Origin of the sequence: Synechococcus sp. PROS-U-1, assembly GCF_014279755.1 — a bacterium.
Classification (GTDB): domain Bacteria; phylum Cyanobacteriota; class Cyanobacteriia; order PCC-6307; family Cyanobiaceae; genus Parasynechococcus.
Map to the genome: position 1 here is coordinate 257,468 of NZ_CP047951.1, position 23,078 is coordinate 280,545.

The window sequence follows — 23,078 nt, forward strand, 5'->3', positions numbered from 1 at the left end:
TGCAAAAGCCTGACGCCCTAGGCAATCGAACCTAGGGTTCGCGCGTTGCGTTGGGCTTGTGGAAAGCGGAACGGTAGTTCCTGAGTTGCGACGTTCAATCGGAGCGGAAGGTCGTGCCCTGCTCAAACGGTTCAACCTGCTCAATCCTTTGGTGGAGCAGATGGTGACCCGCGAGGCGATCGCCGCCGTCGTGGTTCCCGAGGATCAGCTCGAGGAGGCGCAGCGTGGCTTGCTCCAGCAGCGTGGTTATGACGGCATCGAGCAGTGGGCGGAGCTGCTGGACGAGTTGGGGCGGAGCGAGGAGGAGGTGTTCGAGCGTCTTCGCCACGGCATCCGTCGCCGCAGCTTCATGCGGGAGCGTTTCGCGGCCAAGGCGGAAGCACGCTTCCTGGAACGCAAGAACCAGCTGGATCAGGTGGTGTACAGCCTCCTGCGTCTTGAGAACAGCTTTCTGGCGCGAGAGCTCTACCTGCAGATTGAATCCGGCGAATCCAACTTCGCCGATCTGGCCAAGCGCTACGCCGAGGGACCGGAACGCAACACCAATGGAATCGTGGGCCCGGTTTCTCTCACCCAGGCGCATCCGACCTTGGTGGAGAAGCTACGGGTCGCTCAGCCCGGTGTCTTGCTGGAACCTTTCCGAATCTCGGACTGGTGGCTGGTCGTTCGTTTGGAGCGTTACTCGCCGGCCACGTTCACCGATGAGGTCTCCGACCAGATGTGCCAAGAAATGTTCGACGCCTGGATCGATGAGGAAACCGCCACGAGTTTGAGCCAGCTGGCGTCCGAGACAACGGATTCGGCGCCCACTAGTGATTTCAGCGATTTCAGCATCTCCCGATGACCCAGACACCGTCTTTCCCTCTGCTGGAGCATCCGGCGTTCCGCGGTTTGTCTGAGGACTCGGCATCCAAGTTGGAGAGCAACTGCAATGTGCTCCGTTTCGAGCTCGGTGGACAGCTCTGTGATTCCAAGGACATCACAGCGAGGATTCTGGTCATCCTCCAAGGTCAGGCCCGCCTTGTTGGCCGTCATAACGGCCGTTTAACAACTGTCGGTAAGTTCGGCCCCGGCAGTGTGATCGGGGCTGCGAGTCTTCTCTGCGGTGCCCCCTGCGAGAACGTGATCGCCGCTGAGGAGGTGATTGCCTGCTCCATTTCTGATGAACTCTGGAGAGAGCTCTATTCCAGCGAAGTCTCATTCCGTCACTGGTGTGACCAGCAGCTTTGGCCCCAGGAGCTACTCAAGCTTTTGGAAGTTCTTGAGCAGAACACCCCTGAGACCGACAGTTCCGCTCTTGAAAAGCTTGAGGACGCTCTTCAGTGCGCCGAGCGCTGCTCCCCGGATCCAATGGCTGTGGATGCTGCCCTGGCGGCTGGCAAGCAGCTGTATGTAACCAGTGCGTGGGGCGACCTAACGGTCGGTCAACCGGTCCGATCATCCGCGGACCTACCGCCCTGCGAACCGTTCGCGCTTCGGTTGGTGTCTCTACCAGCACCCGGTGTGACCGATGAGTCCGAAGAGGAACCGACCAAAACCGGTGGTTCTCTCGTCCCGGTGGAGTCCATTCAGGATGCTGAAGTACTGCCTCCGGTGAGCAGCTTCAGTCCTGAACGCAATGTTGTCGACAGCCTGCGGTTGATCCGGGCCGATGGTCCCCTCAAGGAAACCCTGGCCTGTTTCCAGATGCTGGCGCAGTTGATGAAGCTGCCGTTTCGCCGGGATTCGATCGAGAAAGTTCTTCAGGACAATCTCCGTCGGGGTCTCACCCCCAATCTCCAGCTCTGTGGTCAGCTGGCTGCGAGCCTTGGACTCCATGTCATGGCGGCCAAGGTGCCAGCGGGGGCAGGCACACGGCTGCAGGTGCCCTCCATGCTGCCTTGGCAGGGTGGTTTCGCTCTGGTGATCGCCAGCAACGAGCGGGGGCTGAAGCTGGCCTCGCCCAAACAGGGCATGGTGACCCTGGAGCCGGACGATCTGGCGGAGCAGTTCCCCGAAGGAATTGAACTGCTGTTGATGGAGCGGTCCAATGCAACTCCCGATCAGAAATTCGGACCCGGATGGTTCTGGCCCGCGCTGAAGCGCTATCGCGGCGTGTTGATCCAGGTGCTGGCAGCCAGTTTTGTGGTGCAGCTGTTCACCCTGGCTAACCCGTTGCTGATCCAGGTGATCATCGACAAGGTGATCAGCCAGCGCAGCCTCGACACCCTGCAGGTGCTGGGGATCGCCCTGGTTGTCGTCACCATCCTGGAAGGGGTGCTGGGAAGCCTCAAGACTTTCCTCTTCGCTGAAACCACCAACCGGATCGATCAGCGCCTTGGGGCTGAGGTAATCGACCACCTGTTGCGTCTTCCCCTCGGCTATTTCGACCGTCGCCCTGTGGGTGAACTGGGGACCCGGGTGGCCGAATTGGAGAAGATCCGAAATTTCCTCACCGGTCAGGCCCTCACCACCATCCTGGATGCCGCCTTTTCCGTGATCTACATCGCGGTGATGGTGGTCTACAGCTGGCTGCTCACCTTGATTGCCCTCTCCGTTCTACCGATCCAGATCGGTTTAACGATCCTGGGGGCCCCCCTCTTCCGCCGTCAGTTCCGGGCTGCTGCCGAAGAAAACGCCAAGACCCAGAGCCATCTCGTGGAGGTGCTCACTGGCATCCAGACGGTGAAGGCCCAGAACGTGGAGATGGTCAGCCGCTGGCGCTGGCAGGAGTTCTATTCCCAGTACATCGCTCGCACCTTTGAGAAAACGATCACCGGCACGGCCCTGAACCAGACCAGCCAGGTGCTGCAGAAGATCTCCCAGCTGATGGTGCTCTGGATCGGTGCCTCCATGGTGCTGAGTGGTGATCTGACCCTTGGTCAGCTGATCGCGTTCCGGATCATTTCCGGTTACGTCACCCAGCCGCTGCTGCGTCTCTCCACGATCTGGCAGAACATCCAGGAACTGCGCGTCAGCTTTGAACGGCTTGCCGATGTGATCGATACACCGGAGGAATCCGATGAGGTCGACAAATCCAAGGTGATGCTTCCTCCGCTGCAGGGAGAGGTGCGGTTTGAGAACCTGTCGTTCCGCTTCCGTCCCGGTCAGCCCCAGGTGCTGAAGGACGTGAACCTCGAGATCCCCTCCGGCACCTTTGTGGGCATCGTTGGTCAGAGCGGCAGCGGCAAGAGCACCTTGATGAAGCTGCTACCCCGGCTTTACGACCCCGAGGAAGGTCGGATCCTGATCGATGGCTACGACATCGGAAAGGTCGAGCTCTATTCCCTGCGCCGACAGATCGGCATCGTTCCCCAGGATCCCCTGCTGTTCAGCGGAACGGTGAGCGAAAACATCGCGCTGACCAATCCGGAGGCCTCCAGTGAAGAGATTGTTCGAGCCGCGCGTCTCGCCAACGCCCATGACTTCATCATGGATCTGCCCAGTGGTTACAGCACCCCCGTGGGCGAACGTGGGGCAGCCCTCAGCGGGGGACAGCGACAGCGGGTTGCCATCGCTCGCACCCTGCTCAGCAACCCCAAGCTGCTGGTAATGGACGAGGCCACCAGCGCCCTCGATTACGAAACCGAAAGGAAGGTCTGCGACAACCTTCTGGACAATCTTGATGATCAAACGGTCTTCTTCATCACCCACCGTCTGTCGACCATTCGTCAGGCCGACATGATTGTGATGCTTCATCAGGGAGCCGTCGTTGAAGTCGGCACGCACGATGAATTGATGACGCATCGCGGTCGCTACTACGCCCTTTACCGCCAGCAGGAGAGCACCTGACCATGAAGCTCAATCCGCAAAACCTGACGACTTTGGTCAAGCAGGGCTCTAGCAAACTTGTCACGACGTCACGCGATTTTCTGCGCCGTTTCGATCCCGGCGCCACACAAGACGCCACCAATGTCGAGACCTACGACGAGTCGATTCTCCAGCAGGGGCGCTTCTGGATGCGCACCGTCACCTGGACCTTGATTGGCACCACCGTGTTCGGTGTGGGTTGGCTGGCCTTGGCACGGACCGAGGAGATCGTTGTGGCGCCAGGCCAGTTGGAGCCGATCGGTTCTGTGCAGGACATTCAGATGCCTGTGGGTGGTGTGGTCGCTCAGATTCTCGTGAAGGAAGGGGATCCGGTGAAGGCAGGCCAGGTGCTGATGAAGCTGGACACCGAAGCCAGCGAGGAACAGCGCAACAGCCTGGAAAAGACGATCAAGCTCAAGAACGAGCAGTTGGTTCTCAAGGACGAGGAAAAACGCAACTACATGCAGGTCAACCAGGAAGAGGTGCTGATGCTGGAGAGCAATCTCGAGCTTCAGGCTGAAATTTTGGGGCGTCTTGAACAGTTGGAGGAGGCTGGTGCCTATTCGGAAGTGCAGATCCTCAATCAGCAGAACACCGTTGCTGAAATCCGAGGAAAATTGATGCAGAGCAAGGCCGAGCGCCTGCGTCAGGTTGCCCTGCTCGATCAGCAAACCGCCCAGTTGAAGTCGGAGCTTGCCGATCTCAATGGCCGCTTGGTGGAGACCAAGGTCACCCTGCGTTATCAGCAGCTCAAGTCGCCTGTGGATGGTGTGGTGTTTGATCTCAAGCCCACCTCCCGTGGTTTCACAGCGCAGTCCACCCAGACGGTGATGAAGGTCGTGCCAATGGGTTCGCTCGAAGCAAAGGTGGAAGTGCCGAGCAACAAGATCGGTTTCGTGCAGGTGCCACCGGGTTGCCCCAAGGAGCGCAAGGCCTGCATGGACGCCGATATCAGCATCGACTCCTTTCCCTCGACTGATTTCGGGGTTCTCAAGGGGAAGGTGACGCGGATCGGTTCTGATGCCCTAGAGCCAGACCCCCAGGAGCAGCGACAGGAACTCAGTTTCCCGGTCACGATTGAGCTGGACGATCAACAACTCAAGCTCAAATCCGGATCCTCTCTGCCGTTGCAGGTGGGCATGAGCCTGACGGCGAACATCAAGCTGCGCAAAGTCTCCTATCTCCAGCTGCTGCTGGGTGAGTTCCAAGACAAGGCGGAATCGCTGCAGCGTCTCTGAAGCCGTGCGGATTCTTTTCGTTCATCAGAACTTTCCGGGCCAGTACGTCCACATCATTCAGCGGCTGGCCAAGCACGGTCAGCACCAACTGGTGGCGTTGGGCGTCAATGCACTGGACCGGGGGCGTGGCATTCCCGAGAGCATCAACCATTTTCGTTACCGCCTCGATCGTGGCAACACCCAGGGAGTTCATCCCCTGGTGATGGAGACGGAGACCAAGATCATCCGTGCTGAGGGCTGTGCCCGCGCGGCTGAGCAGCTCAAGGCCAAGGGCTTTATTCCCGATCTGATCTGCGCCCATCCCGGTTGGGGTGAGCCCCTGTTTCTGAAGGCGATCTGGCCAGACGTGCCATTGCTCTGCTACCAGGAATTTTTCTACAACGAGTTGGGCTTCGACTCCAACTTCGATCCGGAATTCCAGGACGAACGCGGTTGGAGAGAGCAGGCGAAGTTGACGATGAAAAACGCTTATCTGCATCTCACCCTGGAGCAGGCGGATTGGAACATTTCACCCACCCACTTCCAGGCCAGCAGCTTCCCAGAGCACTGGCGGCGAAAAATCAGCGTCATTCACGATGGTGTTGATCTTCGAAAGGCGTTGCCCAATCCGTCTCCGGCACCGTTGAAGCTGCCCGATGGAACAGTTCTCGAACAGGGGCAATCCATCGTCACCTTTGTGAACCGATGCCTGGAGCCCTACCGCGGTTGCCACAGCTTCATTCGAGCCATTCCTGAACTGCAGCGTCTGCATCCCGGGGCCCGGTTGGTGATCGTTGGTCAGACCAAAGGCGTGAGTTATGGAGCGGCCTGTCCAGATGGTGAATGGAAGGATCGCTTCCTTGCGGAGATCGAAGGACAATTTGACCCGTCCCGCGTTCATTTCACGGGAACCCTGCCCTACGACCAGTTTGTTCCTCTACTGCAGCTTTCGGCTTGCCACGTTTATCTGACCTATCCCTTTGTGATGAGCTGGAGCTTGCTGGAGGCCATGGCCTGTGGTTGTGCTGTTGTTGGCTCCGATACGGCTCCAGTTCGTGAGGCCATTCAGCACGGGCATAACGGCCTGCTTGTGGACTTCTTCTCTCCCAACGATCTGGCGGCGGCTGTGGCGGAGATGCTGGTGGACCGTGATCGAGCGGCCGCCTTCGGTGCGGCTGCGCGTGAAACCGTGGAGCGCACGTACGATCTCGATGCTTGCGTTAGCCGACAGTTGGCGTTGATGGACCTGGTGGCGAGCCGGAGCATCAACGCCTGAGGCCACCCGGCAGACTGAGCCACTGTACCTGCTTCTCGCACGTGAGTCAGCTCCAGAGCCTCAGGGGCATGGTGGATCTGCTGCCGGAGACGCTTCAGCGTTGGCAAGCCGTTGAGGCCATGGCGCGACAGCATTTTCAGCGTTCGGGTTTTGGGGAGATTCGGACTCCTTTGCTGGAGACGACAGATTTGTTCTGCCGTGGCATTGGTGAGGGCACCGATGTTGTTGGCAAGGAGATGTACAGCTTTCAGGATCGTGGTGATCGCTCCTGCACCCTGCGGCCGGAAGGGACCGCATCCGTTGTGAGAGCTGCTCTTCAGCATGGCTTGCTCAGTCAGGGCCCTCAGAAACTTTGGTATGCGGGGCCGATGTTCCGCTATGAACGGCCCCAGGCGGGTCGGCAGCGGCAGTTTCATCAGATTGGTGTGGAGTGGCTGGGCGCGGATAGCGCCCGCAGCGATGTTGAGGTGATTGCTCTGGCCTGGGATCTGCTGGCCAGTCTCGGCGTCGGAGGCTTGGAGCTGGAACTGAACAGCCTCGGTACGTCGGAGGATCGCCAGGCTTACCGCAACGCACTGGTGGCCTGGCTCGAACAGCGCTCTGAGGAGCTCGATCCCGATTCCCAGGCTCGACTCAGCACCAACCCGCTGCGCATCCTTGACTCTAAAAACAAGGACACCCAGGCTCTTCTGGAGCATGCCCCCACCCTGACAGACACGCTTTGTGATGCCAGCCGTGAGCGATTTGCAGAGGTGCAGCGCGGGCTGAATGCTTTGGGGATTCCCTTCCGGCTGAATCCGCGGTTGGTGCGTGGTTTGGATTACTACAGCCACACGGCTTTCGAGATCACCAGCGATCAACTCGGGGCCCAGGCCACGGTGTGTGGCGGTGGCCGTTATGACGGTTTGATTGGACAGTTGGGTGGAGCTCCGACCGCCGCTATCGGTTGGGCTCTTGGGATGGAGCGGCTCTTGCTGGTGCTGGAGGCGGCTGCTCAAGCGGCGCCGGATGGGCCAGCGGCAAAGCTCGTCGCGCAAGTCACGCCAGATGCCTACGTGGTGAATCGCGGTGACCAAGCCTCTGCTGCTGCTCTCATCCTGGCCAGGGGGCTGCGGGCCAGGGGGTTGGTGGTGGAACTTGATGGATCAGGAGCGGCGTTTGGCAAGCAGTTCAAACGGGCTGATCGCAGCGGCGCACGATGGGCGCTGGTGTTGGGTGATGACGAGGTGGACGGCCGACAGGTGCGTTTGAAGCCTTTGCAGCAAGCGGGTGAGCCGCAGAGTTGTGATTTGGACGATCTGCAGGCTCTGAGCGTTGTTCTGGGCTCCAGTTCCGGGGCTTAAGGCCAGACTCTGCATGGTATTTTTCCCGGGATTCCGAGGGAAAGGCGTTGATCAATCTGGTGACCGGCGGAGCCGGTTTTGTGGGTTCTCACCTGATTGACCGTTTGATGAATGCCGGAGAGGAAGTAATTTGCCTCGATAATTATTTCACTGGTCGTAAAACAAATATTGCCCAATGGATGGGTCATCCCCGTTTTGAATTAATTCGCCATGATGTCACCGATCCAATTCAGCTGGAGTGTGATCGAATCTGGCATTTAGCTTGCCCGGCTTCTCCCGTTCACTATCAATTCAACCCAATCAAAACCGCTAAAACCAGTTTTTTGGGTACCTACAACATGCTCGGCCTTGCCCGTCGAGTGGGAGCGCGCTTGCTTTTAGCAAGCACGAGTGAAGTGTACGGTGATCCTGAAGTTCATCCTCAGCCCGAGAGTTATCGAGGGTGTGTAAATACCATCGGTATTCGAAGTTGTTATGACGAAGGAAAGCGGATTGCAGAAACCCTGTGTTTTGATTATCAACGGATGCACGATGTTGAAATTAGGGTGATGCGTATTTTCAATACATATGGTCCGCGAATGCTTCCGGACGATGGTCGCGTTGTCAGTAACTTTATTGTCCAAGCCTTGAAGGGAGAGGCCCTGACGCTCTATGGCGATGGCTCTCAAACACGTTCGTTCTGTTATGTCGACGATTTGGTGGAGGGGATGATTCGCTTGATGAATGGATCCCACACCGGCCCTATGAATATTGGGAATCCAGGGGAATTTACGATACGTCAATTGGCTGAATTGATTCGTGAAAAGGTCAATCCTGGCCTTGAATTAATTGAAAAGCCATTGCCTGCAGATGATCCGCTACAGCGTCAGCCGATCATCGATCTTGCTCAGAATGAGTTGGGATGGAACCCAACTATTTCATTGGAAAACGGTTTGATACCTACAATTGACTGGTTCCGTAAGGTTCTTGAACAACAGGGCGCTCAATCTGCTGGAGCTAACTCATGACTGTTCAACGCATCTGTTGCATGGGTGCCGGCTATGTCGGTGGTCCAACCATGGCTGTGATTGCCGATCGCTGCCCTGAGGTTCAGGTCACAGTTGTTGATCTCAATGATCAAAGGATTGCTGCTTGGAATGATGCCGATTTAAGTCGGTTGCCTGTGTATGAGCCTGGTCTCGATGCTGTGGTTGGCAGGGCACGGGGACGCAATCTGCACTTCTCCACCGATGTGGATGCTGCCATTGCAACGGCCGACATGGTCTTCATCTCGGTCAACACCCCCACCAAGGTGAAGGGTCTTGGTGCTGGCCAAGCCAGTGACCTGCGCTGGGTGGAAGCCTGCGCACGCCAAGTGGCTAAGGCTTCACAAGGTCACACCATCGTGGTCGAGAAGAGCACGCTTCCGGTGCGCACTGCGGAGGCCATTCGCACCATTCTCGAGGCTGCCCAGGATCCTCCGACCAATGGTGAGCAGCCCCGCACTTTTTCAGTGCTGTCCAATCCCGAGTTTTTGGCGGAAGGTACTGCCATTCCCGACCTCGAAGCCCCCGATCGTGTCTTGATTGGTGGTGAAGATGACGCCTCAATTGACGCCTTGGCTGGTGTTTATGGCCAGTGGGTTCCTCAAGACAAGATTCTGCGGACCAATCTATGGAGCAGTGAGTTGTCCAAGCTCACTGCCAATGCGTTCTTGGCCCAGCGCATCAGTTCGATCAACTCTGTTGCCGCTCTTTGTGAGTCCACGGGTGCTGATGTTGAAGAGGTTGCCCGTGCGATTGGCACGGACAGTCGCATTGGCCCCAAGTTTTTGAAGTCTGGTCCGGGCTTCGGTGGAAGCTGTTTTCAGAAGGACATTCTCAATCTCGTGTATTTGTGCCGTCACTTCGGCCTGCCTGAAGTGGCGGATTACTGGGAAAGCGTGGTGCACCTGAACACATGGCAGCAGCACCGCATTTCTCGTTTGGTCGTGCAACGTTTGTTTGGCACGGTGACCGGTAAAAAACTGGCGATCCTTGGATTTGCCTTCAAGGCAGATACCAACGACACACGGGAGGCGCCAGCGATTCGTATCGCGACGGATCTTCTCGAGGAAGGGGCGCAACTGGCGATTCACGACCCCAAGGTCGAAGCTGCACAGATCTCTCGTGACCTCAGGCTTGAACCAACCGCCGCTGAATCTGAAGCCGGTCCGACAGCGCAGGCCCTCAGTGGGCAAGGCAGCTGGTGGAGTGCAGGAAGCGTGGAGCAGGCCGTCGCCGGTGCTGATGCTGTTTTGGTCCTAACGGAGTGGAATTCCTACAAGGCTCTCGATTGGATGGATCTGGCCCGCAGGATGCGTCGTCCTGCCTGGGTTTTTGACGCTCGCTCGGTTGTTAATCCCGAGGATGTGCGTTCGGCCGGCTTGACCTTGTGGCGTGTGGGTAACGGCGCGATCTGATGCTGTCTGTTCTGGTTACAGGCGCTGCTGGGTTCATTGGTGCAGCCCTCTGCCAGCGGTTGTTGCAACGTGGCGACAGGGTTGTCGGTCTCGACAACCTGAATCACTATTACGACCCGTCCCTCAAACACTCCAGGCTGCGTCAGATCGAAGCCGTCGCCTCACGTGGGGCCTGGCGCTTTGAGGCGTTGGCTCTTGAGGATGCTGAGGGGCTGCATGCTCTGTTCGCTTCGGAACGCCCCCAGGTGGTCGTCAATCTGGCGGCCCAGGCCGGTGTCCGTTACTCCCTGGAGAATCCGGCGGCTTATATCCAAAGCAATTTGGTGGGCTTTGGTCATCTTCTGGAAGGGTGCCGCCACCACGGCACTGAGAACCTGGTGTACGCCTCGAGCAGCTCGGTCTACGGCGGCAATCGCAATCTGCCTTTTCACGAGCAGCAGCCCGTCAACCATCCGGTGAGCCTGTATGCCGCCAGCAAGAAGGCCAATGAGCTGATGGCGCACACCTACAGCCATCTTTATGGCTTGCCAGCAACGGGTCTGCGTTTTTTCACCGTCTATGGCCCCTGGGGGCGACCCGACATGGCCCCGATGCTGTTCGCCCGCGCCATCCTTGCTGGCGAACCGATCAAGGTGTTCAACAACGGCAAGATGCAGCGGGATTTCACTTACATCGATGACATCGTTGAGGGTGTGCTGCGTTGCTGCGACAAGCCAGCAACCGCCAATGCTGCCTTTGATCCGCTTCAGCCTGACCCTGCTACGGCGGCAGCCCCGCATCGGGTGTTCAACATTGGCAACAGCCGGCCGATCGAGCTTTTGCGCTTCATCGAGGTGATGGAACAAGCGCTGGGCCGGGAAGCGATGAAGGATTTTCAACCGATGCAGCCCGGTGATGTGGTGGCGACTGCCGCGGATACCTCTGCCTTGGAGCAGTGGGTGGGCTTTAAGCCGTCCACCTCAATCGAAACTGGAGTGGACGCGTTCGCGCGCTGGTATCGCGACTATTTCAACGTTTGAGCTGAGGCTTGTTCTGCGTTGAGAAGACACAAAAAAACCGGCTTAGATGCCGGTTTGAAGCCTGTTGTTGGTTGAAATCAGGCGGAACCAACACCGGTGTAGGAACCATAGAAAAACAGACCTACAACAAAAAGAACTGCCATTCCCCCTGCTGTTGCAACCAGCCAGAGAGGTAGGACGCCTTCGGTCCAGCGTGACTTCCAAGGCACAGCGGGACGACCATCAGGCAAGCGATCGGGAATGCGACCGTCGGGATACGGGGATTTTTTTCCGCTCATGGAATAAACCTCAGTTGAAGAAGTAGCTGGACATGAGCACGCCGGTCACGAAGACAAACAGAAGACCCAAATAGAGGCTCGTGCGGTTGAGCTCAACCGGAAGGTTGTTGGGGTTGGGATTGCGTTCCATGGATCCAATCAGCGACGGATGAACTGCATCGCGGCGAGAGCGCCGAGGAAGAACACCGTCGGCACGCCGAGGGTGTGAAGAGCCAGCCAACGCACCGTGAAGATCGGATAGTTGCGTGGTGTTGTTGCAACGGGGGGAGCTTGTGTCATGGCTTATTTCAGACGAGTGTCAAGTGCAGACTTGCCTTCGTAGCGCTGGCTGACAACGGGAGCCTTGCTCTCAGATGCCTGGAAATAGGCGTCTGGACGAGGAGTTCCGAAGGCGTCATAGGCCAAGCCGGTGGACACAAACAGGAATCCTGCCAAAAAGATGGAAGGGAGTGTTACGGCGTGAATCACCCAGTAACGGATGCTCGTGATGATTTCGAAGAACGGACGTTCTCCTGTTGAGCCGGCGGCCATGGCGTTGGGCGTGTCAGGACGATGATCTTAGGAGGTGACTTTGGTCTGCCGAGGCTGAGGCTGCACCTCAGTTACACAGCGTTGCCGACCCAGCGCAGAAGATTTCCGCGCTCCCCGAGCACAAAGGCGTGCTCACCGTCGAAAACCATCCTGGTGAAGTTGCTTGGTTGACGGTCGCCTACGGGGTCGTTCTCCCAGCTGTCGCCACCGTCGCGGCTCACTAGCAGGGTGCCGTTACCACCCCCTGCCCAAATCGCACCATCGTCATCCCATGCCAGATCCATGTATCCGTAGCCATTGGTGATGGGGATGATGGCTTTGCTCCAACTATCGAAGTTTCCTGGCTCATCGTTGAGGCGAATTTGCGCGCCGCGAGCAACCATCCAGAGATTCCCGTCGGGTTGGAAGCCGATGCTCTGCAAGCGCTGACTGCTAACACGCTGGTGAACTTGCCAAACGGAATCTCCTGGTTCCCACGTTGCGTAGAAATTTCCAAGCCCGCTGACGCTCACATAGCTGCCGTCGTCGCTACGACGAAGATCGCGGACGGCGCCAGCTGCATCGGTCACCTTGGCTTCCCAGCTCGATCCATCGTTATGGGTTTCGTAGACCGCGCCCACGTTGGTGGCGAGTTCTGCGGAATGGCGATCCAGTGCTGTGATCAGGTAGGGCTCGCCGGGCAGCTTGGTGTCAAGGAACAGCCGAGTCCAGTTCTGACCACCGTCCTCGCTGTGCATCAGTAGTCCCGGCTGTCCGGCAATCCAGCCTTCATCGCCGTTGAAGTCGATACTGATCAGACGGAAATTCTCTTCGTCGGGAAGGTCAAGACTGCGTTCGTTCCAGTGGGCGCCGCCGTCGTTGGTTTCTCTGATCATCCGGTTGCTGCCCACCAGGTAGCCATGGCGGCTGTCGGTGAAGGCCACATCCAGTGGGTTGGCTTGCGTGTCGAGGTCCAAGGCTTGCCATGGGCTGGACGTCGCAAGTGGAACGTGAGTGGTGACGCAGCCGGTGAGGCTGATGCCGAGCACCAGAACCAGCAGAAACTGGGTTGCAGAATTCAACAGTCGCTTCATGGGGTGGCCTCAGCGCAGGGAGTAAAGGGACAAGAAGAAGGCGAAGCCAAGGGCGAGGCCGCCGAAAATCAGGACATTCTTCTGGCCTGGGGTCATGCGGTTGACGCCGAGACCGAAATCGAGATTTTCGTCAAAGCCGCTGGCTTTGGTGCGTGGGCCAATGTCGCGGAACGCGGCCACTCTGCTGCGGCATACCGGACAACGGAACGACATTGGGTCGAGATCCATGAAGGCTGTGCCGGGTTCAACCCCGACTTTTTTCACGCCTTCATCAGGGTCATAGACGTAGCCGCAGCTGCGACATTCAAAACGGTGGGTCCGTGGATCGCTCTCCGGAGCGGTTTCAACCGGAGTGTCCACCGCTTCGGTGGTCTCAATCGGTTGGACGGACTGTTGTTCGTCGCTCACCGCTGCGTTGCTGGGAAGGGTGACTCTATCCACGACAACTCCCGGCGGTGAATGCCAGACTGAGCCGGTCTACGGGGACGTACATGTTTGCCTTACCCGGCTATGACGCCTTCCTGGGATTTCTGCTGATTGCTGCAGCAGTGCCTGTGTTGGCTCTGGTGACCAACAAGTTGGTTGCTCCAAAAAGCCGTGCCGGTGAGCGCCAGCTCACTTACGAATCAGGCATGGAGCCGATTGGTGGGGCTTGGATTCAATTCAATATCCGCTACTACATGTTCGCCTTGGTCTTCGTCATCTTCGATGTCGAGACCGTGTTTCTTTATCCCTGGGCCGTGGCTTTCAACCGCCTCGGTTTGTTGGCCTTCATCGAAGCCCTGATCTTTATCGCCATTCTTTTGGTCGCCTTGGCTTACGCCTGGCGCAAAGGCGCCCTTGAGTGGAGCTAGTTATGTCAGAGAACACCTCCCCCTCCATCTCGGCTGTACGCGACCTGCGGGAAGCGAGCTGCGGTCCGATCGGTGCCCCGACGGTCACCAATGATCTCAGCGAGAACGTCATCCTCACCAGCCTGGATGATCTGCACAATTGGGCCCGGCTGAGCAGCCTCTGGCCCCTCCTCTATGGAACGGCCTGCTGCTTCATCGAGTTCGCAGCCTTGCTGGGCTCCCGGTTTGACTTCGACCGTTTCGGTTTGGTGCCCCGCAGTTCTCCGCGTCAGGCAGACCTATTAATTGTTGCTGGCACGGTCACGATGAAGATGGCTCCGGCACTGGTTCGCCTTTATGAGCAGATGCCGGAGCCGAAATACGTGATTGCCATGGGGGCCTGCACGATCACGGGTGGCATGTTCAGCGCTGATTCCACCACCGCTGTTCGGGGAGTCGACAAGCTGATACCGGTTGATCTTTATTTGCCTGGGTGCCCGCCACGGCCGGAAGCGATTTTTGATGCAGTGATCAAGCTGCGCAAGAAAGTGGGCGATGAGTCTCTTGCTGAGCGCCGCAAGCATCAGCAGACCCACCGCTACATGACGGTGACCCACCAGATGAAGCGCGTTGAACCTGTGGTGACCGGTTCTTATCTGCGTGCTGAATCCCAGAAAGCCGCTTTGGCTGCAGCTCCAGCTGGTCAGACCCTGGCCACGGATGCCGCCGTGCTCACTCCTGCTGCTGAACCGATCGAGTCATGAGCGAAACCCCTTCCAAGCAATCCTCCGGCGCTGACGACTCAGCTGCTGTTGTTGCCCCCGAGCCTGGTCCTGTGAGTCATTGGTTGAAGCAGCAGGGCTTTGATCACGACAGCCTTGACCCCGACCATCTGGGCATCGAACAGATCGGTGTTGAGGCTCCTGTGCTTCCGATGATTGCGGCGGCCCTCAAGAGCAACGGTTTCGACTACCTGCAGTGCCAGGGGGGCTACGACGAAGGCCCGGGTGAGCAGTTGGTTTGCTTCTACCACTTGTTGGCGATGGCCGAACAGGTGGACGCCATGACTGCTGACCCTTCAGCCAAGCTGCGGGAAGTGCGGATCAAAGTGTTCCTCAGCCGCGAAGGCACCCCGTCGATTCCGTCGATTTACGGCCTGTTCCGGGGCGCTGATTGGCAGGAGCGTGAAACCTATGACATGTATGGCATTCAATTTGAGGGCCATCCCCATCCCAAGCGTCTGCTGATGCCGGAGGACTGGAAAGGTTGGCCTCTTCGTAAGGACTATGTTCAGCCCGATTTCTACGAAATGCAGGACGCCTATTGATCGCGATCTCTGCGATGTGATCGGTAAAAACGCATCACTGCTAAGGCAAGGCTGCGGGAATCGTGGCGCAAGGTGGCTGTTGGTCTGACTCCTTGAAGAGGTGCTTGATGGACGTCGTAGCCATCTGAGCGAAGTCCCTCGGCATCACAGCGCACGGGATCCGCGCCGCGGCTTTGGTAGTAGCGCACCAGGTCTGAAGAGGGCAGGTTGTCCTGCGCAAGGACAGCACTGAACAGTCTGGGTTCAATGCCCAGGCTGGCGAGCTGAGCCTCGATCGCCCGGATGTGACCGCGAACATCCAGACCGTCGGTTTCACCCGGCTGCGTCATCAGGTTGCAGATGTAGAGCCGAGGAGCCCTGCTGCGTTTGATCGCACTCACCAACTCCGGCACCAGCAGATTCGGGAGCAGAGAGGTGTAGAGGCTGCCAGGCCCGAGCACGATCAGGTCGGCGTTGGCGATCGCTTCGAGCGCCCGGGGCAGGGCAGGAGGTCGTTCTGGAATGCAGCCCAGACGAACGATTGGGCTGGGGGCGTTGCCGATGTTGCTCTCCCCTTCAATGCGTTCGCCGTTTTCCAGTTCGGCCCACAGCCGCACATCCACATTGGTGGCAGGCACCACCTGACCTTGCACCGCCAGCACGCGGCTGGAGGCAGTGATGGCTGTTTCTAGATTGCCCGTGATGGCCGTCAGGGCGGAGAGGAACAGATTGCCGAAGCTGTGACCTTCCAGACCACTCCCTGCGGAGAAGCGGTATTGGAAGAGGCGGGTGAGCAGAGGTTCCTCGGTGGAGAGAGCGGCCAGGCAGTTGCGGATGTCTCCTGGGGGCAGCACTCCAAGTTCCCGCCGGAGAACACCACTGCTCCCACCATCGTCAGCAACGGTGACGATGGCGGTGATGTGGCTGCTATAGCGCTTCAATCCACTCAGAAGGGTCGATAGGCCAGTGCCGCCACCGATAGCCACGATGTTGGGTCCCCGGTTCAAGCGGCTTTTGGCCCGCAGGGCATCCACCAGCACGGTGTCTTTGTCGGGCGCGAGCGCCTGTTGAATCGATCCGAAGCTGCGGCTTTGCCCCCAGAGGAGCAGGCCCATGCCGATCAACACCACCAGTGGCCCGGTGACCTCACGGGGCAACACAGTGGTGAGGGTGCTCAGCAGCCAGCTGAGGGTTTCCAGAATCCAGTAAATCGGTTTTAGATCAGCCCAGACGGCGGCACCCAGGAGAGCCATCAACAGGCCCAAGCCGGAGGTGAGCAGCCATCGCTTGACCACCAGGCCGGGTTGCAACCAGCGCATGGCCCGTTGGGATCGGGTCATCAGATCCCGTCGCCGCCGATCGCGCAACATCTGGGCCTGGCGTCTGCTTTTCGGGTGCTTCAGCGCCAAGGAATGGCTTGATCCGCAAGTTCACCGAACTGTACGGAGCTTGTCGAAAGGCGGCAGGATGTCTGTGTTTTTCGGCCCAGACCGTGCCGCAGCTGGAACCCGTTGTGGAAATGCGGGACCTCACGATGCAGTGGGGGCCTCGCCCTGTTCTGGATCGGGTCAACCTGACCCTTCGCCCGGGAGAACGGTTGGCCGTGGTGGGCCCATCGGGTGCGGGCAAGTCAACGGTTCTGCGTCTGCTGGCCGGTTTGCAGCTGCCCTCCAGTGGCGAGCTGCGTTTGTTCGATCAACAACAGACTTACCTGCGGCTGGATCAGACCGATCCGCCGGATGTGCGGCTGGTGTTCCAGAACCCCGCTCTGCTGGCATCGCTCACCGTGCAGGAGAACGTCGGCTTCCTTTTGCGTGAAAGGGCACAGCTGTCGCGAGAGGAGATTCAGGACCGTGTGAATGCCTGCCTGGAAGCTGTCGGGCTCTATGACGTGGCGCATCTCTATGCCGGGGAACTCAGTGGTGGCATGCAGAAGCGGGTCAGCTTCGCCCGTGCCCTGATTGATGACCCCCAGCGCGGGGATCAGTCGATGCCCTTGCTGCTCTACGACGAGCCCACTGCAGGGCTAGACCCCGTGGCCTGTACCCGGATCGAGGATTTGATTGTGAAAACCACCACCGTGGCGAAGGGATGTTCTGTGGTGGTGAGTCATGTGCGCAGCACGATTGAACGGACTGCTGAACGGGTGTTGATGCTCTACGACGGCCGCTTCCAGTGGGAAGGTTCGGTGGACGCGTTCCGCACCACAGACAACCCCTATGTCGTGCAGTTCAGGACGGGTAGCCTGCGCGGACCGATGCAACCGGCGGAGCACTGACCACCATGCGACGCAGCGTTCGTGATGCCATCGTCGGTTTCACTGTGATCGGCGGCATCGTCGGGTTTTCTTCGATGGCCTTGTGGTTGAGGGGGGTGCGTTTGGGGTCCAGTCATTGGACATTGACCGCTCGTTTCAATGATGCGGCTGGTTTGGCGGAACGTTCCCCTGTCACCTATCGGGGCATCCTGGTGGGCTCAGTGCGCTCGATTGCGGTGACACCTGAAGCGGTGGTTGCTGAGCTCGAAATTGATAAAGGTGATTTGCGCTTACCGCTGCCCGTCACGGCCACGGTCGCGTCAGGCTCTTTGTTGGGGGGTGATGCGCAGGTTTCTCTCGTGAGTCGAGGCAATCCGTTGCCAAAAGATGCCCCCCTTCCCCGTGCTGCTGACTGCCGCACTGAACAGCAGCTCTGTGATGGCAGCACGGTCGACGGTCGCGAAGCAGCCAGCTTGTCCACCGTGACGGAGGCACTGCAGGAGTTGCTGGCCGAGGCTCAGAAGGAACGGGTGATCCCCCACGCGGCGGACTCGTTGGAGCAGATCGATGCCACTGCGAAGCAATTCGAAGTGCTGACCGTGAAGCTCCAGGACGAGCTCGCCAAAGCTGCTCCAGTCATTCGCAACTTGGAGACAGCCACGGCCAATGCTGTGGCGGCAACGTCGCATGTGAACAACATCGCGTCTTCTCTCGACAATCCCCAGACGTTGAGTGAGCTCAAGCAGACGGCCGCCAATGCCGCACAGCTCACCGCCAAGATCGATGCTGTCGGCGGCGATGTGGCACGACTCACTGGAGACCCTGAGTTCATGAAGGGCGTGCGCAATCTCACCATCGGCCTGGGTGAACTGTTTGGTGAGATCTATCCGGCGCAGACCGCCCAGTAGACGCGATATTTCATGGGAAACGTGTCGATTCAGTCACGATATTTGGGCGATATCGTGCCGCCTAAATGCTGCTGATCGCGTCCATGGCCACCGCTGCGATTGCCTGATCGCTGGCCTTGGGCAGCTGCACGTATTTGCCTCCCGCGGCTTCGGCGAGGTCCTTGCCCATGCCGCTGCCGATGAACTTGCGTTCGGTGTCGATCACCAGAAGCTTGATGCCCAGCATCCGGTAGCGCGCGGCCACATCCAGCACCTCTTGCTTGAGGTCGGGTTTCTCCTCGCCCTCCAGTTCCGGTTGGCCCAGGGAGGTGCTGAGGGGGACGTTGCCGCGTCCGTCGGTGATCGCCACCACCACCACCTGGCCGAGATCACCTGTGGCCAGCGCATTGGCGCCGACGCGGGCGGCCTGGGTGAGCCCATGGGCCAAGGGTGAGCCACCGCCGCAGGGCATTGATTCCAGCCGGCGGCGGGCGGCGGTGATCGAGCGGGTGGGGGGCAGCAGCACTTCCGCCTGATCGCCGCGGAAGGGGATCAGGGCCACTTCATCGCGGTTTTCGTAGGCCTCGGTGAGCAGCCGGATGACGGCGCCTTTCGCGCTCTGCATCCGGTTCAGGGCCATTGATCCGCTGGCATCCACCAGGAACACCACCAGGGCACCGGCTTTGCGCTGCAGCAGCTTGGCCCGGAGGTCGCCCTCTTCGACGATGACCGAGCGGCCTGGTTCCCGCTCCCGCCGGATCTTTTGATAGGGCGCGGCGGCGCGCAGAGTCGCATCCACGGCGATCCGGCGCACCGGACCGCGGGGCAGCATCGGTTTTACGTAACGACCGCGGCTGTCGCTGAGCACCACCGAACGGCTGCCGCTGTTACCGCTCTTGGCCTTGGCGGCATTGAACAGCAACAGATCGGGGTCCACGTCGATCGCCTCCGGATCGAGCATGAACTCCTCGGGCACCGCCGGTGGAGTCTGATCGTCCTCGCCGTCGCCCTCATCATCGTCGGTGTTGTCGTCGTCGCTGCTGTCCTCCGGTGGATCGTTCTCTTCCTCGTCGGATCCCTCCGGTGGCGGCGGAGGATTCTCCTGCTGCTGGTCGCCTTGGTCCTGGGGTGGTGGCGGCGGCTCCTGATCTTCCGGCGGTGGCGGTTCCATCTGCTGGTCCGGTGGCGGCATCTGGGAGGCCCGCGGCGCAATCACCAGGGCGACGGCCACCTGAAGGTCGTCGGCTTCCACACGATCCCGGCCGCTCAGGGCGGCATGGGCCTTGGCCACCCGCACTGCGTAGAGCTCGGAGCGGTGGCCTTCCACACCGCCGCGGATCGCTTCGGTCACCAGGTATTCGATCTGCTCGCGGGTGATCTGCACATCTGGCAGCCACTGGCGGGCCAGCAGGAGCTGGGTGGCCAGTGCATCGGTTTCCTCGCCCCACTTTTCGGCAAAGCTGCGGCTGCACTGGCCATGGCTGATCACTGCATTGGTGATTTCCACCCGCTGCTCGGTGCTCACCAGTTGGTTCGCCGAAAGCGCGATGGCAAAGCGGTCCAGCAGATGATCACGGACGTTGCCTTCCTCCGGGTTGTAAGTCGCGATCAGCAGCGGCCGGCAGGGATGGCTGAGGCTGAGACCTTCCCTCTCGACCCGGTTCTCGCCGCTGCCCACGGCCGCCAGCATCAGGTTCACGATGCCGTCATCCAGCAGGTTCAGCTCATCGACGTAGAGAACGCCGCGGTGAGCATCGGCCAGAAGCCCCGGCTGAAAGACGGCACTGCCGCTGGAGAGCGAGGCGGCCACATCCACGGCACCTACCAGACGGTCTTCGGTGATGCCAAGGGGGATTTGGATGAAGGGGGCGGGGATGACCGCGGAGGGGGCGTCGCCGGTGATTCGCTCCCGTGTGGCCGCATCCCATTCCTCTGGGTTTTGCGGGTCGAGGTTGCGCCCGACACCGCCTTCAGCATCCAGAACGTCGATGGGGGGGAGAAGGGCGTGGAGCCCCCTGGCCAGGACCGATTTGCCGGTGCCGCGCCCGCCGGCGATCACCACTCCGCCCAGGCCGGGATCCACGGCGGCCAACAGCAGCGCCAGTTTCAGGGTCCCGTGTCCGGTGATCGCCGCCAGCGGAAAGGCACGGGTGGCCTGGTCGTCCTTCACCGCTACACCGGTTGCCACCATGGACACGTTCAGCCCGTTCGTGCGCGCCAGTCTCGCTGATGCCCTCGATTGATGATGCTTCTGTTGCGGTGGCGCTGGGAGCAAACCGACCCAGTGCGGTCGGATCGCCGCGCGAGACGTTGCTGGCGGTACGGCCTTTGCTGGAAGAGCTCTTTGGAGGCTGGGCCGCACAAGATCTTCGCTTTTGCTGGTCGCAGCTGTTGGAGACCGAGCCCATCGGACCGATCCAGCAGCCTGACTTTGTCAATGCGGTGGTGCTGGTGAAGGGCCTGAGGGTTGTGCCTTCCGAACGATTGGCTCTGGATTTGTTGCAGCGCTTGCATGGGCTTGAACGTCGCTTTGGGCGTGAGCGGTCCCAAGAGCAGCGCTGGGGTCCCCGCAGCCTCGATCTCGACTTGTTGTTCTGGGGTGAACTACGCCTCGACCATCCCCAGTTGATCCTTCCCCATCCCCGGATGCATTTGCGGACCTTTGTGCTGGAGCCGCTGTTGCAGGCGATGCAGCAGCGGCCATAACTGGTCTTAGATCAAGCTTGAGTTGATCACGTAGGTGCCGGTTTCATCCCCACCGCTTGCGGTCGCATTAAGGAAATAGAGCCCTTTCTTATTGATCGTTGCTGCGATCAAAGCGTCGTTGCCCTTGCCGCTGTCGTCATCGGAAAGAATGACTTTGCCTTTCGAATTCAGCAGTTGAAGGGCTGGGTCGGTGAGAGAGCTCCCTTGTAGATCAAATCGATAATTACCAGGCTTCAGTTTGAGTTTGAACCAATCTTCATCGGTTTGATAATCGATGGTGCCTGATTGGCTTCGCCCCATTTTGTACGTCTTGGCTGTTTTGGAGGATTCGTCCGTCTGCCATGCCGCAATCGTGTAGCTCCCCGTTACGGCATCGCGATTGCCGCTGGCGTCGAGGATGTGCATGCCGCTCTTTTTCGGGGTGAATCGGATGACGGCATCTTTTCCGCTGCCACTGTCGTTATCAGAAGACAGGATCTTGCCTTTCTTGTCACGAAGGTTGAGGTAAGGATCAGACAGCGTGTTGCCCTTGAGCTCAAGGTGATAAGTGCGCCCCTTTTTGAGCTTCAGTTTGAACCAATCATGATCTGTCAGGTAGTCAATGGCCTTTTGCGTTGGATTGTTTGTTTTGAGTTTGATGGCACCTTGCGCTGTGGAATCACGATCGATGACCTTTACTGTTGTTAATTTGTAAGTTCCGGTGTCGTTGCTTTGGATTGCTCCGGCATCGAGAAAGTAGGTGCCTGCTGTTGCGGCGGTGAAGCCGATCGAAGCATTGTTGCCCGCTCCACTGTTGTCGTCAGAGGTGATGAGAGTCCCGCTGGAGTTCCGCAGTTTGAGTTCGGGGTCTTTGAGGGTGATTGAGTTGAGGTTGAAATTGTATCGAGTGTTTTTAGTGAGCTTTATTGCATACCAGTCTTTGTCTTTTGGATGTTGCACGTTGCCTGCAACGGATTTGCCAACCTTTAAGTTATTGGCTGTGCTTGCGCTTTCATCGGTTTGAAGGGCGATGAGTTTATAGCTTCCTGTTTTGGTATCACTGCTGTCACTTACATCGATATAAAAAGTCCCTGTTTTGCTTGGCTTGAAGTTTAGTATCGGATCATTGCTTGTATCAATGTTGTCGTTTTCGGCTAAGAGCGCTCCATAAGAGTCTCTGAGTTGAATTTTTGGATCATTGAGCTCTGATCCCTCGACTGAAAATCGATAACCCTTTTTGCTAGAAAGATTGATTTTGTACCAATCATTGTCGCCTTTGTAGAGGATGGAGCCTTGTTTTGTTTCGCCGGGGTTGATTGAGTTTGCTGTGCTCTTGGATTCGTCGTAGTTGAGTTGCTTGGTGCTCAGTGTGTATGTCCCCCACCGATAGCCAGCGTCACTTGCAATAAGATAGAAATCATCTGTGCTTGGAGCGGTAAAAGTAATGAGTGCATTATTGATTTCGTAGCCGCTATCGTTATCTTCGGCTAAGGTCTTGCCTTGAGAATCTTCAAGTATCAGATAGGGGTCGTATAATGAGGATTTTTCCATTTCGAATTGATAGGTACGACCTTCTGTGAGTTTTATCTTGTAGGAGTCTTCGTCCAGCTCGTGCTCAATTGTGGAGGCTTTGTTGGTGCCAACCGATATCGAAGTTGAGGTCGATTGAGTGTCGTCAGTTTTCCATGCGCTGATTTCGAAAGATCCTGTGTGGTACCAGGGATAAAAGGCTGGGTCTGGTGTGTCTGTTACCTCGAGGTAGTAAGTTCCCGACTGGGTTGGAGTGTAATAAATTAATGAGTTGAGGGAGTCAACATTTACTGTTTTTCCCGAATACCAGCCTGGCCCCAAATCATCGTTAGAATCGAGGGTTGAATTAGAAGAGTTGAGTAGGTATAGGTTGCTGTCTGAAAGTGATATTCCTTCTACGTAAAAGGCGTATTCGATTCCTGCGGATAGTTCGACGGAATACGTTTTGTAGTCACCCTCATTACTGATTTCTCCCCTAGTGCGTTCTCCAATGGGAAGGTTGATTGAGCTCATCTACTTGAATTTTTGAGGTTGATAACCTTATCAGTTGCTGGCAGCGCACTTCGTGTCAATCGTGCTCCCAAGACTGTCGTCTGACTTGTTTCGCTGAGCGG

General features: G+C 58.3%; 23 protein-coding genes. 14 read left to right on the top strand and 9 right to left on the bottom strand.

Annotation, left to right across the window (positions count from 1 at the left end; translation table 11 throughout):
• Window positions 1-85: 85 nt before the first annotated feature.
• From SynPROSU1_RS01220 to SynPROSU1_RS01255, 8 genes are read left to right on the top strand one after another with little or no spacing between them, the layout of a single operon-like run.
• Window positions 86-844, top strand: coding sequence for a peptidylprolyl isomerase (locus SynPROSU1_RS01220; RefSeq protein WP_370586237.1), 759 nt, complete (start codon window positions 86-88; stop codon window positions 842-844).
• Entirely contained in the window at window positions 841-3,771 is a 2,931-nt protein-coding gene (locus SynPROSU1_RS01225) for a type I secretion system permease/ATPase (protein WP_186571195.1), read from the top strand. Before SynPROSU1_RS01220 ends, SynPROSU1_RS01225 begins: the two co-directional genes overlap by 4 nt.
• Window positions 3,772-3,773: 2 nt before the next feature.
• Window positions 3,774-5,027, top strand: coding sequence for an HlyD family secretion protein (locus tag SynPROSU1_RS01230; protein WP_186571196.1), 1,254 nt, complete (start codon window positions 3,774-3,776; stop codon window positions 5,025-5,027).
• A gap of 4 nt (window positions 5,028-5,031) precedes the next feature.
• Window positions 5,032-6,282, top strand: coding sequence for a glycosyltransferase family 4 protein (locus SynPROSU1_RS01235; protein ID WP_186571197.1), 1,251 nt, complete (start codon window positions 5,032-5,034; stop codon window positions 6,280-6,282).
• A 41-nt stretch (window positions 6,283-6,323) separates the two neighbouring features.
• A complete protein-coding gene (gene hisS / locus SynPROSU1_RS01240) occupies window positions 6,324-7,625 on the top strand; it encodes a histidine--tRNA ligase (RefSeq protein ID WP_186571198.1) in 1,302 nt (433 codons plus the stop codon).
• A 50-nt stretch (window positions 7,626-7,675) separates the two neighbouring features.
• The gene (locus tag SynPROSU1_RS01245; RefSeq protein WP_255444868.1) at window positions 7,676-8,632 is read left to right on the top strand and encodes a UDP-glucuronic acid decarboxylase family protein; all 957 of its coding nucleotides are present in this window, start codon (window positions 7,676-7,678) and stop codon (window positions 8,630-8,632) included.
• Window positions 8,629-10,065 carry a nucleotide sugar dehydrogenase gene (locus SynPROSU1_RS01250; RefSeq protein ID WP_186571200.1) on the top strand — a complete coding sequence of 479 codons (1,437 nt, stop codon included), beginning with the start codon at window positions 8,629-8,631 and terminating at the stop codon, window positions 10,063-10,065. The genes SynPROSU1_RS01245 and SynPROSU1_RS01250 overlap by 4 nt, the downstream gene beginning before the upstream one ends.
• Window positions 10,062-11,084: an NAD-dependent epimerase gene (locus tag SynPROSU1_RS01255; RefSeq protein ID WP_304623047.1), complete on the top strand. Its 1,023-nt coding sequence runs from the start codon at window positions 10,062-10,064 to the stop codon at window positions 11,082-11,084. Before SynPROSU1_RS01250 ends, SynPROSU1_RS01255 begins: the two co-directional genes overlap by 4 nt.
• Window positions 11,085-11,161: 77 nt before the next feature.
• On the opposite strand, the gene SynPROSU1_RS01260 is transcribed toward SynPROSU1_RS01255, so the two are convergent.
• The 6 genes from SynPROSU1_RS01260 to SynPROSU1_RS01285 all read right to left on the bottom strand — a co-directional run bounded on the left by SynPROSU1_RS01260 (window position 11,162) and on the right by SynPROSU1_RS01285 (window position 13,374).
• Window positions 11,162-11,362, bottom strand: a complete 201-nt coding sequence (locus SynPROSU1_RS01260; RefSeq protein ID WP_186571202.1) for a photosystem II reaction center protein J — start codon at window positions 11,360-11,362, stop codon at window positions 11,162-11,164.
• A 10-nt stretch (window positions 11,363-11,372) separates the two neighbouring features.
• Entirely contained in the window at window positions 11,373-11,492 is a 120-nt protein-coding gene (locus tag SynPROSU1_RS01265) for a photosystem II reaction center protein L (RefSeq protein ID WP_006852026.1), read from the bottom strand.
• Between the two features lie 8 nt (window positions 11,493-11,500).
• Window positions 11,501-11,641, bottom strand: a complete 141-nt coding sequence (gene psbF, locus SynPROSU1_RS01270; RefSeq protein ID WP_186571203.1) for a cytochrome b559 subunit beta — start codon at window positions 11,639-11,641, stop codon at window positions 11,501-11,503.
• A 3-nt stretch (window positions 11,642-11,644) separates the two neighbouring features.
• A complete protein-coding gene (gene psbE / locus SynPROSU1_RS01275) occupies window positions 11,645-11,893 on the bottom strand; it encodes a cytochrome b559 subunit alpha (protein WP_186571204.1) in 249 nt (82 codons plus the stop codon).
• Window positions 11,894-11,964: 71 nt separating this feature from the next.
• A complete protein-coding gene (locus tag SynPROSU1_RS01280) occupies window positions 11,965-12,966 on the bottom strand; it encodes a photosynthesis system II assembly factor Ycf48 (protein ID WP_186571205.1) in 1,002 nt (333 codons plus the stop codon).
• Between the two features lie 9 nt (window positions 12,967-12,975).
• Window positions 12,976-13,374: a rubredoxin gene (locus tag SynPROSU1_RS01285; RefSeq protein ID WP_186572169.1), complete on the bottom strand. Its 399-nt coding sequence runs from the start codon at window positions 13,372-13,374 to the stop codon at window positions 12,976-12,978.
• A gap of 83 nt (window positions 13,375-13,457) precedes the next feature.
• On the opposite strand from SynPROSU1_RS01285, the gene SynPROSU1_RS01290 reads away from it, so the two are divergent.
• Genes SynPROSU1_RS01290 through SynPROSU1_RS01300 form a run of 3 tightly spaced genes read left to right on the top strand, consistent with a single transcriptional unit; the run spans window position 13,458 to window position 15,126 of the window.
• A complete protein-coding gene (locus tag SynPROSU1_RS01290) occupies window positions 13,458-13,820 on the top strand; it encodes an NAD(P)H-quinone oxidoreductase subunit 3 (RefSeq protein WP_011363234.1) in 363 nt (120 codons plus the stop codon).
• A gap of 2 nt (window positions 13,821-13,822) precedes the next feature.
• Window positions 13,823-14,563, top strand: coding sequence for an NADH dehydrogenase subunit K (locus SynPROSU1_RS01295; protein ID WP_186571206.1), 741 nt, complete (start codon window positions 13,823-13,825; stop codon window positions 14,561-14,563).
• Window positions 14,560-15,126, top strand: a complete 567-nt coding sequence (locus SynPROSU1_RS01300) for an NAD(P)H-quinone oxidoreductase subunit J (RefSeq protein WP_186571207.1) — start codon at window positions 14,560-14,562, stop codon at window positions 15,124-15,126. Before SynPROSU1_RS01295 ends, SynPROSU1_RS01300 begins: the two co-directional genes overlap by 4 nt.
• Here the strand turns inward: SynPROSU1_RS01300 and yvcK are convergent.
• Window positions 15,120-16,475 carry a gluconeogenesis factor YvcK family protein gene (gene yvcK, locus SynPROSU1_RS01305; RefSeq protein ID WP_186572170.1) on the bottom strand — a complete coding sequence of 452 codons (1,356 nt, stop codon included), beginning with the start codon at window positions 16,473-16,475 and terminating at the stop codon, window positions 15,120-15,122. The two genes, SynPROSU1_RS01300 and yvcK, sit on opposite strands and share 7 nt — an antisense overlap.
• Window positions 16,476-16,624: 149 nt before the next feature.
• Between yvcK and SynPROSU1_RS01310 the strand changes: the two genes are divergently transcribed.
• The gene (locus SynPROSU1_RS01310) at window positions 16,625-17,383 is read left to right on the top strand and encodes an ABC transporter ATP-binding protein (RefSeq protein ID WP_186572171.1); all 759 of its coding nucleotides are present in this window, start codon (window positions 16,625-16,627) and stop codon (window positions 17,381-17,383) included.
• A gap of 5 nt (window positions 17,384-17,388) precedes the next feature.
• On the top strand, window positions 17,389-18,270 hold the full coding sequence (locus tag SynPROSU1_RS01315; RefSeq protein ID WP_186571208.1) for an MlaD family protein: 882 nt from the start codon (window positions 17,389-17,391) through the stop codon (window positions 18,268-18,270).
• Between the two features lie 61 nt (window positions 18,271-18,331).
• Here SynPROSU1_RS01315 and SynPROSU1_RS01320 read toward each other — a convergent pair whose 3' ends face one another.
• On the bottom strand, window positions 18,332-20,440 hold the full coding sequence (locus SynPROSU1_RS01320) for a magnesium chelatase subunit D family protein (RefSeq protein ID WP_186571209.1): 2,109 nt from the start codon (window positions 20,438-20,440) through the stop codon (window positions 18,332-18,334).
• Between the two features lie 38 nt (window positions 20,441-20,478).
• Between SynPROSU1_RS01320 and folK the strand changes: the two genes are divergently transcribed.
• Entirely contained in the window at window positions 20,479-20,955 is a 477-nt protein-coding gene (gene folK / locus SynPROSU1_RS01325) for a 2-amino-4-hydroxy-6-hydroxymethyldihydropteridine diphosphokinase (RefSeq protein WP_186571210.1), read from the top strand.
• A 6-nt stretch (window positions 20,956-20,961) separates the two neighbouring features.
• On the opposite strand, the gene SynPROSU1_RS01330 is transcribed toward folK, so the two are convergent.
• Window positions 20,962-22,977, bottom strand: a complete 2,016-nt coding sequence (locus tag SynPROSU1_RS01330) for a PPC domain-containing protein (RefSeq protein WP_186571211.1) — start codon at window positions 22,975-22,977, stop codon at window positions 20,962-20,964.
• Window positions 22,978-23,078: the final 101 nt, after the last annotated feature.

Excerpts from the sequence above, each read along its gene's own strand:
- SynPROSU1_RS01290 (WP_011363234.1), top strand. The coding sequence starts at position 13,458 with ATGTTTGCCTTACCCGGCTATGACGCCTTCCTGGGATTTCTGCTGATT.
- psbF (WP_186571203.1), bottom strand. The coding sequence starts at position 11,641 with ATGACACAAGCTCCCCCCGTTGCAACAACACCACGCAACTATCCGATC.
- yvcK (WP_186572170.1), bottom strand. The coding sequence starts at position 16,475 with ATGTTGCGCGATCGGCGGCGACGGGATCTGATGACCCGATCCCAACGG.
- SynPROSU1_RS01310 (WP_186572171.1), top strand. The coding sequence starts at position 16,625 with ATGCGGGACCTCACGATGCAGTGGGGGCCTCGCCCTGTTCTGGATCGG.
- SynPROSU1_RS01330 (WP_186571211.1), bottom strand. The coding sequence starts at position 22,977 with ATGAGCTCAATCAACCTTCCCATTGGAGAACGCACTAGGGGAGAAATC.
- SynPROSU1_RS01260 (WP_186571202.1), bottom strand. The coding sequence starts at position 11,362 with ATGAGCGGAAAAAAATCCCCGTATCCCGACGGTCGCATTCCCGATCGC.
- SynPROSU1_RS01295 (WP_186571206.1), top strand. The coding sequence starts at position 13,823 with ATGTCAGAGAACACCTCCCCCTCCATCTCGGCTGTACGCGACCTGCGG.
- SynPROSU1_RS01250 (WP_186571200.1), top strand. The coding sequence starts at position 8,629 with ATGACTGTTCAACGCATCTGTTGCATGGGTGCCGGCTATGTCGGTGGT.
- SynPROSU1_RS01225 (WP_186571195.1), top strand. The coding sequence starts at position 841 with ATGACCCAGACACCGTCTTTCCCTCTGCTGGAGCATCCGGCGTTCCGC.
- psbE (WP_186571204.1), bottom strand. The coding sequence starts at position 11,893 with ATGGCCGCCGGCTCAACAGGAGAACGTCCGTTCTTCGAAATCATCACG.
- SynPROSU1_RS01320 (WP_186571209.1), bottom strand. The coding sequence starts at position 20,440 with ATGGTGGCAACCGGTGTAGCGGTGAAGGACGACCAGGCCACCCGTGCC.
- SynPROSU1_RS01230 (WP_186571196.1), top strand. The coding sequence starts at position 3,774 with ATGAAGCTCAATCCGCAAAACCTGACGACTTTGGTCAAGCAGGGCTCT.
- SynPROSU1_RS01265 (WP_006852026.1), bottom strand. The coding sequence starts at position 11,492 with ATGGAACGCAATCCCAACCCCAACAACCTTCCGGTTGAGCTCAACCGC.
- folK (WP_186571210.1), top strand. The coding sequence starts at position 20,479 with ATGCCCTCGATTGATGATGCTTCTGTTGCGGTGGCGCTGGGAGCAAAC.
- SynPROSU1_RS01300 (WP_186571207.1), top strand. The coding sequence starts at position 14,560 with ATGAGCGAAACCCCTTCCAAGCAATCCTCCGGCGCTGACGACTCAGCT.
- SynPROSU1_RS01280 (WP_186571205.1), bottom strand. The coding sequence starts at position 12,966 with ATGAAGCGACTGTTGAATTCTGCAACCCAGTTTCTGCTGGTTCTGGTG.
- SynPROSU1_RS01315 (WP_186571208.1), top strand. The coding sequence starts at position 17,389 with ATGCGACGCAGCGTTCGTGATGCCATCGTCGGTTTCACTGTGATCGGC.